This window comes from Gammaproteobacteria bacterium, from assembly GCA_028817255.1.
GTDB lineage: Bacteria > Pseudomonadota > Gammaproteobacteria > Porifericomitales > Porifericomitaceae > Porifericomes > Porifericomes azotivorans.
On the sequence record JAPPQA010000105.1, the window covers coordinates 8,656 to 18,420 of the forward strand.

The 9,765-nt window shown below is 66.3% G+C and carries 9 protein-coding genes; all 9 read left to right on the forward strand.

All coding sequences use genetic code 11. From position 1 onward, the window contains the following. A partial coding sequence (locus tag OXU43_04565; protein ID MDD9824422.1) for a porin occupies positions 1-1,177 on the forward strand: 1,177 nt, incomplete at its 5' end. Between the two features lie 173 nt (positions 1,178-1,350). Next, the gene (locus OXU43_04570) at positions 1,351-2,307 is read left to right on the forward strand and encodes a phosphate ABC transporter substrate-binding protein PstS family protein (GenBank protein MDD9824423.1); all 957 of its coding nucleotides are present in this window, start codon (positions 1,351-1,353) and stop codon (positions 2,305-2,307) included. A gap of 70 nt (positions 2,308-2,377) precedes the next feature. Next, positions 2,378-4,663, forward strand: a complete 2,286-nt coding sequence (locus tag OXU43_04575) for an ABC transporter permease subunit (GenBank protein MDD9824424.1) — start codon at positions 2,378-2,380, stop codon at positions 4,661-4,663. Position 4,664: 1 nt separating this feature from the next. Then, complete coding sequence (gene pstA, locus OXU43_04580) at positions 4,665-6,314, forward strand: phosphate ABC transporter permease PstA (protein ID MDD9824425.1); 1,650 nt, start codon at positions 4,665-4,667, stop codon at positions 6,312-6,314. Positions 6,315-6,390: 76 nt separating this feature from the next. Further along, entirely contained in the window at positions 6,391-7,191 is an 801-nt protein-coding gene (gene pstB / locus OXU43_04585; GenBank protein ID MDD9824426.1) for a phosphate ABC transporter ATP-binding protein PstB, read from the forward strand. Between the two features lie 67 nt (positions 7,192-7,258). Next, entirely contained in the window at positions 7,259-8,038 is a 780-nt protein-coding gene (gene phoU / locus OXU43_04590; protein MDD9824427.1) for a phosphate signaling complex protein PhoU, read from the forward strand. Beyond that, on the forward strand, positions 8,002-8,871 hold the full coding sequence (locus OXU43_04595) for a class I SAM-dependent methyltransferase (protein ID MDD9824428.1): 870 nt from the start codon (positions 8,002-8,004) through the stop codon (positions 8,869-8,871). Before phoU ends, OXU43_04595 begins: the two co-directional genes overlap by 37 nt. Positions 8,872-9,120: 249 nt before the next feature. Continuing rightward, positions 9,121-9,498, forward strand: a complete 378-nt coding sequence (locus OXU43_04600) for a hypothetical protein (GenBank protein ID MDD9824429.1) — start codon at positions 9,121-9,123, stop codon at positions 9,496-9,498. Between the two features lie 9 nt (positions 9,499-9,507). Further along, positions 9,508-9,765, forward strand: a 258-nt coding sequence (locus OXU43_04605) for a DUF2335 domain-containing protein (protein MDD9824430.1), incomplete at its 3' end; no start/stop codon positions are given.

Here is a 9,765-nt window from a genome sequence, read left to right on the forward strand (position 1 = left end):
CATGCCGCTTGTTCTTTTCTCCGCGGGATTGGCGGGTTCCGCTGCCCGTGCCGCGGAGGACGACGGCAGCGAGGTGAAAGTCACGTTGAAGGGCGGCAAACTGCAGCTGAAGAGCGTTGACGGCAACTTTGCGCTCGCCCTGGGCGGGCGGGTGATGGCCGATACTGCCATGTATTTCGACGACAAATCGGACCTGGGCAACGGCTCCGAGCTGCGCCGGGCGCGTCTGCGGGCCAAGGGCACCGTGTGGAAGCACTGGCAATTCGAAGGGCAGTACGACTTCGTGGGCGGCGACGACCATATCCGGAACGCCTACATCGGCTACACGGGTTTCAAGCCCTGGACGTTGCGGGTGGGGCACATCAAGGAGCCTTTCGGCCTGGAAAATTTGACCAGCTCCAAGTACACCACCTTCATGGAGCGCGCCCTGCCGAATGTGTTCGCGCCCGGCAGGGCCATCGGCATCTTCGCCTTGACCGGGGGAGGCGACTGGACGCTGGCGGGCGGGTTCTACAGCGGGACGGAAGCGGCGGACAGCGCCGACGGGGATAACGCCGTGGATATCGCCGCCCGCGCCACCCGCCTCTTCCCGCTGGCGGCGGCGAATGTGCACGTAGGATTCTCCGCCGCGTACCGGGATTACGGCGACGACAAGGCGGTCCGCATCCGGCAGCGGCCGGAGTCCCACGTCACCGGCACGCGCCTGGTGGACACCGGCGCATTTAACGCCTCGGACCGGACCCTCTACGGTCTGGAGGCCGCGCTGTTCAGGGGCAGGTTCTCGGCGCAGGGAGAGTACATCGCCGCCAACTACTCGGGCGACGGGGACGAGCGGGACCGGGATCTCGACGGCTACTACGCTTATGTAAGCTGGTTCCTGACCCCCGATTCCCGCGGCTATAGCGGCGGCAAGGGCGTCTTCGGGCAGGTCAAGCCGGCGAGCATCGTGGGCAAGGGCGGGCGCGGCGCCTGGGAAGTGGCCTTGCGCTACAGCACCCTGGACGCCGAAGTCGAAGGGGGAGAGCAGAGCAATATGAGCCTGGCCCTGAGCTGGTACGCCACCCCGACGATCCGCTTTTCCATGAACTACGTTGACGTCTTGAGCGTGGACGGCGGCCCGCGGCCGCGGGGAAACGAACCCAGCCTGCTGCAGTTCCGCGCCCAGGTCGAATTCTGAGGATTTTTGGGCAATGCCCGGCCAGCGAAACGAAGGATGCGGCCCCCCGCAAGAGGGGCGCATCCTGAAGCGCGCCGGGGCGGCGCCCCCGGTCCTCGTTCGCATTTCTTTTCTTCGTTTTCTCAGTCTTTGAACCAAAGGAGGCAAGCAAAATGTCGCGAGTAACGAACAGCATGCTCTTTTTTCCGCTGGCGCTTTTCGCCACGGCGGGGGCGGCCCAGGAAAAGCTGGAGGTGGATGCCGCGTTGCCGGAGTACGAGGCGGTCGGCGGCATCTCCGGCAACATCATCAGCATCGGTTCGGATACCCTGGCCAATCTGATGACTCTCTGGGCGGAGGACTTCAAGCGCCTGTACCCGGGCGTGAACGTGCAGATACAGGCGGCAGGGTCTTCCACCGCGCCGCCGGCGCTGACCGCTGGCGCCTCGAACCTGGGGCCCATGAGCCGGAAAATGAAGCCGGGAGAGGAAGAGGCGTTTGAGAAGAAGCATGGCTACAAGCCGCTGGCGGTGGCCGTGGCGGTGGACGTGCTGGCCGTTTACGCGCATCGCGACAACCCGCTGGAGGGGCTGCGCATGGCGCAGTTGGACGCGATCTTCTCCGAGGGGCGGCGCTGCGGCCAACCGGAGGGCATCTCCACCTGGGGGCAGCTGGGGCTGACGGGAGACTGGGCGGACCTGCCCATCCAGTTGTACGGGCGCAACTCGGTCTCGGGCACCTACGGCTACTTCAAGAAGGCGGCCCTGTGCAAGGGCGACTTCAGGGACGAGGTCAACGAGCAGCCGGGCTCGGCCTCCGTGGTGCAGAGCGTGGGCGGCACCCTGGGCGGCATCGGCTACTCCGGGATCGGCTACCGCACTTCGGACGTGCGCGTCCTGCCGCTGGCCGCCAAGGGAGGCGACTTGGTGGAGCCTACGGCGCAAAGCGCCCTCTCCGGCGATTATTTCCTCAGCCGCTTCCTGTACATCTACGTCAACAAGCCGCCGACGGGGGAGCCGTTGCCGCTGGTGCGCGAATTCCTGCGGATGGCGCTGTCCCGCGCCGGCCAGGAGGTCGTGGTGAAAGACGGCTACATTCCTCTGTCCGCGAACATGGCGCAAAAGCGGTGGCAAATGATCGCCGTCAACTGACGGGCGCGGGGCCTGTTTTTGTGCCGGCGTCCTGCCGGTACGGCCCCCGCCCCGCATAGCGTAGCGCCGCATGTTGCCGGCGGGGTACCAGTATCGGCGGCGGCTGCTCTCGGTGGGCGCCCGCTGGGCGGTGCAGTCGGGGGGCATCGGCGTGATCGGGGCGGTGACCTTGATCTTTTTCTTTTTGCTGTATGCGGTTTTGCCCCTGTTCCGGGCGCCGAAACTGCATGCGAGAACGGACTATCCCGTGCCCGCCGCGGCCGGTGCCGCGGCCGCCGGGACGCTGCATTACCTGATAGAGGAATACCGCGAGATCGGGCTGCGGATCACGGATAGCGGCGGCGCCATTTTCTTCCGTGCCGGCGACGGCGCCGTGCTGGAGACGCTGTCCCTGCTGCCGGAGGGCGCCGCGCCGGTGACGGCATTCGCCGCCGGCAACCCGGCGCATGGCGGCTTCGTCCTGGGGCTGGCGGACGGCGGCGGCGTGGCGGCGCGCGCCGAATTCGAGACCCGGTACGCGGCGGACGGCAAGCGGCGGGTCGTGCCGCGCATCGTCTTCCCGCTGGGGCGGGCGCCGCTGCCGTTGGACCCCGAGGGCCGGGCGCTGACCGGACTGGGCCTGCAAGCGGACGGGGAACGCTTCGTTATCCTGGCGCGGACGGCGGACGAGCGCCTGCTGCTGCATTCTTACCTGCGGGAGGAAGGCGGCCTCGGGCTGGAGGAGGAGGCGGGCTTTGCCCGCGAAGCCGGCGGCCTGTTGCCGCCGGGGCGGGCGGCGGCGCCCTCCCATTTGCTGCTGGGCGGGGACTACCGCTATGCGTATGCCGCCGACGGCGACGGCCGCCTGGATTTCTACCATATCGGCGATGTCGCGGCGCCGCGCCTGGTGCAAAGCGTCCGCGTCGTCGAGGGGGGCGCGAAACTTGCCGCCATGACGCTGCTCGGCGGCGGCGTCTCCCTGGTGCTGGGCGACGACCGCGGCCGGCTGGCGCAATGGGCGCCGGCGCATATCCCGGCGACCGGCGCGGACCATGCGGCTGCCCCGGAGCGGGTGCTGTCGCTGGTGCGGCTGCGCGACTACGAGCCCCTGGGCGCGGCGATCGGCGCCATCGGCGCCGAGCACTACCGGCGGGTATTCGCTGCCGCGGCGGCGAATGGCGAGCTGGGCCTCTACCATGCGACCTCCGGGCGCACCCTGTTGCGCCGCCCGCAGTTGCGGGGAGCGCCGGGGCGCATGGCCTTTTCGCCGCGGGCCGACGCCCTGTTGCTGGAGGAGGCCCCGGGGCGCCTGCGTTTTCTGGCGCCGGAAATCGCCCACCCGGAGTTTTCCTGGCGTTCGACCTGGGGCAAGGTCTGGTACGAGGGCCGCCCGGCGCCCGTGCGGGTATGGCAGTCTTCCTCCGGCAGCGGCGACTTCGAGCCCAAGTTCAGCCTGGCGCCGCTCGCCTTCGGCACCCTGAAGGCCGCCCTCTACGCCATGCTGTTCTCGTTGCCCATCGCTATCCTGGCGGCGATCTATACGGCCTATTTTATGCACCCGGCGTTGCGCGGCGCGGTCAAGCCCTGCATCGAGATCATGGAGGCGCTGCCGACTGTCATCCTGGGGTTTCTCGCCGGGCTCTGGCTGGCGCCGCTCGCCGAACGATATCTGCCCGCATTTCTGCTGGCGCCGTTCCTGATCCTGGGCCTGGTCTTCGCCGCCTACTGGGCATGGCGCCTGCTGCCCGTCCGCATCCGCGACTGCGTCCCCGAGGGCTGGGAGGCGTTGCTGCTGATCCCGGTGGTCGTGCTGGCCACGGCGCTTGCCTTCGCCTGCTCCGGCGCCCTGGAAGACTGGGCCTTTGCCGGCAACATGCCGCTGTGGCTGAGCAGCGAGCTGGGCGTGGACTTCAGCCAGCGCAACTCGCTGGTGGTGGGGATCGCCATGGGTTTCGCCGTGATCCCTACCGTATTCTCCATCAGCGAGGACGCCATCTACGGGGTCCCCAGGCACCTCACCATCGGCTCCCTGGCGCTGGGCGCCTCCCGCTGGCAGACGATCCGGCGGGTCGTGCTGCTGACCGCCGCGCCGGGCATATTCTCCGCCGTGATGCTCGGCCTGGGCCGCGCGGTGGGAGAGACGATGATCGTGGTCATGGCCACGGGCAACACGGCGATCATGGACCTCAACCTGTTCCAGGGCCTGCGGGCCATGTCGGCGAACATCGCCATCGAGATGCCGGAATCCGAAGTGGGCGGCACGCATTACCGGATCCTGTTCCTGTCGGCGCTGGTGTTGTTCGTCATGACTTTTGCGCTCAACGGCGCCGCCGAGATCGTCCGGCAGCGGTTCCGCGCGCGCTACGGGAGGCTCTGAATTGGCCGGCGCCGCAAGCAACCGGAGCCGCAAGAACGGCGGCGTCCCCTGGATTTGGGTCTGCGCCGCCGCGGTGGCGGCCTCCGTGGCCATGGTCATCGGTCTGGTGCTGCTGATCGCGGTCAAGGGCCTGGCGTACTTCTGGCCCGCCACGGTGCTCGAATTCGACTACCGGGCGGAGGACGCGGCCGCCGGCGGCACGGTGCGCATCATCGGCGAGCTCGCGGGCAAGGGGACGGTCTCCGTCGCGGAGGGCGAGGCGACGGTGGTGGCGCAGCGCCTTTTGCTCAAGACGGGCAATCGGGATTTCTACGGCGCGGATTTCCGCTGGCTGTTGCGCGACGCCATGGGCGAGTTGCGCGCGCCGCGGGAATTGACGCTGGTGGAGCGGCGCGAATGGGGCAACCTGTACGGTTACCTGCAGGGGCTGGAGGAGGACGGCCGCGGCCTGGAGGCGCGGGACGATGCCCAGCTGTGGCGGCTGCTCCAGGATCGGATCGCGGCGGCGCAAGGCTTGTACGCGCGCATCCGCGTGCTGGAGAAAGAAGAGATCGGCAAGGCCAACTACCGGCTGGAAAAGCTGCGCCTGCAAGAGCGGCGCCTGCAGCTGGAGGGGGCGGCGACGCCGGCCGCCGTCGCGGCGCTGGCGGCGCAACGGCAGCAACTGTTGGCGCGGCACGCGCGGATCGGCCAGCGCCTGGGGGAACTGCGCCGGGAGCTGGCGCGCGCGCAAATGTTGCTGCGGCTGTCGGACGGCAGGACGGTCACGGTGCCGATCGCTCAGGTGCACCGCGCCTACCGCCCCAACGCCATGACGCCGCTGGCAAGAGGGGGCTTCTTCTGCGGCAAGTTGTGGGAATTTCTCACCGAGGATCCGCGGGAAGCGAATACCGAGGGCGGCGTGTTCCCGGCTATCTACGGCACGGTGCTGATGGTGCTGCTGATGACCTTGCTGGTCAGTCCGTTCGGCGTGATCGCCGCCATCTATCTGCACGAGTACGCGCGGCAGAATCTGCTGACCCGCATCGTCCGCATCTCGGTCAACAACCTGGCCGGCATCCCCTCGGTGGTGTACGGGGTATTCGGGCTGGGGTTCTTCGTCTATTTCGCGGGCGGCGCCCTGGACCGCCTGTTCTTCCCCGAGGCCCTGCCCACGCCCACCTTCGGGACGCCCGGGCTGCTGTGGGCCTCGATGACCCTGGCCCTGCTGACGGTGCCCGTGGTGATCGTGGCGACCGAGGAGGGCTTGTCGCGGGTGCCTCGCGCGTTGCGGGAGGGCAGCCTGGCGCTGGGGGCCACGCAGGCCGAGACTCTGTTTCGGACCGTCCTGCCCATCACGGCGCCCGCGATCCTGACCGGGCAGATCCTGGCGATCTCCCGCGCCGCCGGCGAGGTGGCGCCGCTCATGCTGGTCGGGGCGGTCAAATTGGCGCCGTCTTTGCCTATAGACGGCAACTTCCCCTACTTCCACCTGGAGCGGAAGTTCATGCACCTGGGGTTTCATATCTACGATGTAGGCTTCCAGAGCCCGAATGTAGAGGCTGCCCGCCCGCTGGTATATGCCACGGCCCTGCTGCTGGTCTTGATCGTCTTGGTTCTGAACCTCATCGCGATCGTGATTCGCAACCGCTTGCGGCGCAGGGTATCCTGAAGTGCTCGTGAGCGAGCCGGAGACCAAGCCAGAGGCGGTGAAGCGCCAATCCGAAGCGGCGCCTCCCATGCCCAGGATGCCCGCCGTGTCGGTGGCGGCGCCCGGCGCGGCGCCGGCGGAGTCGAAGCCCTGCCTGCGCGTGGCGGGCTTCAGCCTGTACTACGGCGCCAGCCAGGCGCTGAAGGACATCACCCTGACGATCCCGCAGACCCGGGTAACCGCCCTGATCGGCCCCAGCGGTTGCGGCAAGTCCACCTTTTTGCGCTGCTTCAACCGCATGAACGACCTGATCGAGGGCGTGCGCATCGAGGGCAAGATGTACCTGTACGACCAGGATCTCTACGGCCGGGACCTGGACGTGCCCGATCTGCGGCGCCGGGTCGGCATGGTCTTTCAGAAACCCAACCCGTTCCCCAAGTCGGTGTACGAGAACGTCGTTTACGGCCTGCGCATTCAGGGCGTGCGCAAGCGCGCCCGGCTGGACGAGGCGGCGGAGAAGGCGTTGCGCGATGCGGCGCTCTGGAACGAGGTGAAGGATCGTCTGCACGAGAGCGCCATGGGGTTGTCCGGCGGCCAGCAGCAGCGCCTGGTGATCGCCCGCGCCATCGCCGTGGCGCCGGAAGTGCTGCTGCTGGACGAGCCGGCCTCGGCCCTGGATCCGATCTCGACCCTGAAGATCGAAGAGTTGATCTACCAGCTGCGGGCCGACTACACCATTGTCATCGTCACCCACAATATGCAGCAGGCGGCGCGGGTTTCCGATTATACTGCCTATATGTACATGGGCGAACTCATCGAGTTGAACGACACCAATACCCTGTTTACGAATCCGCGCCAGCGGTTGACCGAGGATTACATTACCGGGCGTTACGGCTGAGGCCGGCCGGCGCGCCCCCGGGGCGGGAAAGTCGCGCGACGAAATATGCGAAATATGCGAGGTATGAGTGGCTACAAGTAGCGAAGAGAACGACAGGATGCCGCAGCACATATCGCGGCAGTTCGACCGCGAGCTCGAAGGGATCCGGGAGAGCGTGCTGGCCATGGGAAAACTGGTCAGGCGGCAGTTGGCGGCGGCCGTGGAGGCGTTTTCGCTGGGCAATGCCGAGCAGGCCCTGCTCGTGATTGACAACGAGGGCAAGGCCAATACCTATGAGATCTCCCTCGACAAGGCCTGCATCCAGCTCCTGGTGCGCCGGCAGCCGGCGGCGAGCGATCTGCGCATGGTGATGGTGATCATCAAGGTGGTTACCGACCTGGAGCGGATCGGCGACGAGGCGACGCGGATCGCCACCTTCACCCGGCGGCTGGTCAAGCGCCAGGAAGCCAAATCCTATTACCGGGAGATCGTGTCGCTGGGCAGCCTGGTGGGCGATATGGTGGAAGACGCCCTGGATGCCTTTTCCCGCATGGACTCCAATAAGGCGGTCATCGTGGCCGACCAGGAGCCGGAGTCGGACAGAAGGTACGAGGCGCTGCTGGAGCAGTTGAGCGAGCATATGCGGCAGGAGCCGGCCAGCGTGGACAGTCTGGTGGACGCGCTTTGGATCATCCGCTCCCTGGAGCGCGTGGGCGATCATGCGCGCAATATCTGCGAGTACGTGATCTACCAGGCGGAAGGCAAGGATGTGCGGCATATCAGCATGGAGCAGATGAAAAAGCGGGTGGGGGATCCGAGGGCCGCGCCCGATTGGGCGACCGGCGAACCCGCGACCCGCCGGGATTGACGCGCGACTTGGCGGCGGCGAAGACCCGAAAGCGAAGCCGGGGCGCGGGCGCCGGCGACATGGCCCGGCGCGCCGACAAGTACCGGCTCTACGAGCGCTCCGTCCAGTGCCCGGAGGCGGAGTTGGATTTCGTGCGCCGCGTCTATAAAAAGTGGCGCGGGCGGGCGCCCCGCGTCCTGCGGGAAGATTTCTGCGGCACTGCCGCGGTCGCCCGCGAGTGGGTGCGGCGCAACCGGGCCCACACCGCCGTCGGCATAGACCGGGAGCCGGCGGTATTGGCATGGGCGCGCCGCCGCGGCGGCGAGCACGAACGGCTGCTGCTGTTGCAATCCGACGTCTTGCAGGCCCGGCGGGCGCCGCTCGCGGATGTCCTGGTCGCCATGAATTTCAGTTACTGGATATTCAAGGAGCGGGCGCTCCTGCGCCGGTATTTTCGGCGGGCGCGGGCGGGGCTGAAGCCGGGCGGGCTGTTTTTTCTGGACGCCTACGGAGGCAGCGAGGCGTACACGGAAATGGCGGAGGAGACGCGCTATCCGGGTTTCGTCTATATCTGGGATCAGGCGAGTTACAACCCCCTGGACGCCGGGGCCGTCTGTCATATTCATTTCCGCTTCCCCGACGGTTCCCTGCTGAAACGGGCCTTCAGCTACGACTGGCGCCTGTGGAGCCTGCCCGAGATCCAGGAGCTCCTGCGCGAGGCCGGTTTTGCCCGGGTCGCCGTGTATTGGGAGGGCGTTGGCCGCAACGGCAAGGGGAACGGGATCTACCGGCCGGTGCGCCGCGCCGATGCCGACCCGGCCTGGATCGCCTACATCGTTGCCGGCGCCGGCTGAGGCCGCCGCGCAAAAACCCGCTTTGGAGAAATAGGACATGCCTACTTGGGGCTTACACGTTACTCCCCCGCCCGTAGTTCCGCTCGCGCTTCTGTGGATAAATCTGTTGATAAGTATTTTGGGCGCTTGATGACGCTTGATAAGACAAAACACTAGAGCGTCTTGGCCTTGCTTTTCCTGTCCACGGACTATTAAGATTGCATGCATGTCCTGCGTCGGTGCGCTTGCGAGGGAATGTAAGCAGAGCTAATGGCTACTCATGAGCAAAATATCGTGGACTGGGAAATGGACCGGGAACAAAAACGCGCTATGTCGCCGAGGTTTCGTTCCGACTCGGAGCATAATCTGACGGGCGCTAAATTTCTGGCGGAAGAGATTGCTGTGCCGGCAACTGGCGCGGCGCGCGGGAGACTTGCCACTGCGACGATATACCGTTATCTCAGAAGAGACCACGGCTTCTTGCGCGGCCTTGTTCAAGGCATAGGCGCTTTGGGTGTTGCCGTGGGCGCTGTTGATTGTACAAAGAACAACATGCCGCGCTACCCAAGGGACGCGCTTTCGCTGGATCAAAAGCGCATTGGCGGCGACATGTGGAGAATATTGAGACGTTCTCGTAGAAGCGCGTGAAAAAAATAAATGACAAAAAAGAGGGCGAAAAGAAAAAGGGCGCAGTCAAAACTCCTTAGGTCAAACCCTAAACCCGTCGTCGAGAATGAGGAAGACGACGACAAATCTTCTGAGAAATCCGCCATCGTGGAAACCGTGGAAACCATGGCGGCGTCGTTTTCCGGCCCTCTTCCTCCCCCGGAGATGCTTCGGGCCTACGATGAGGTCTTGCCGGGAAGTGCGAAAGATTTCTTGGCAACGCTGAAGGTGGAACAAGCCCACCGCATT

Excerpts from the sequence above, each read along its gene's own strand:
- OXU43_04570 (MDD9824423.1), top strand. The coding sequence starts at position 1,351 with ATGCTCTTTTTTCCGCTGGCGCTTTTCGCCACGGCGGGGGCGGCCCAG.
- OXU43_04575 (MDD9824424.1), top strand. The coding sequence starts at position 2,378 with ATGTTGCCGGCGGGGTACCAGTATCGGCGGCGGCTGCTCTCGGTGGGC.
- pstB (MDD9824426.1), top strand. The coding sequence starts at position 6,391 with ATGCCCGCCGTGTCGGTGGCGGCGCCCGGCGCGGCGCCGGCGGAGTCG.
- OXU43_04600 (MDD9824429.1), top strand. The coding sequence starts at position 9,121 with ATGGCTACTCATGAGCAAAATATCGTGGACTGGGAAATGGACCGGGAA.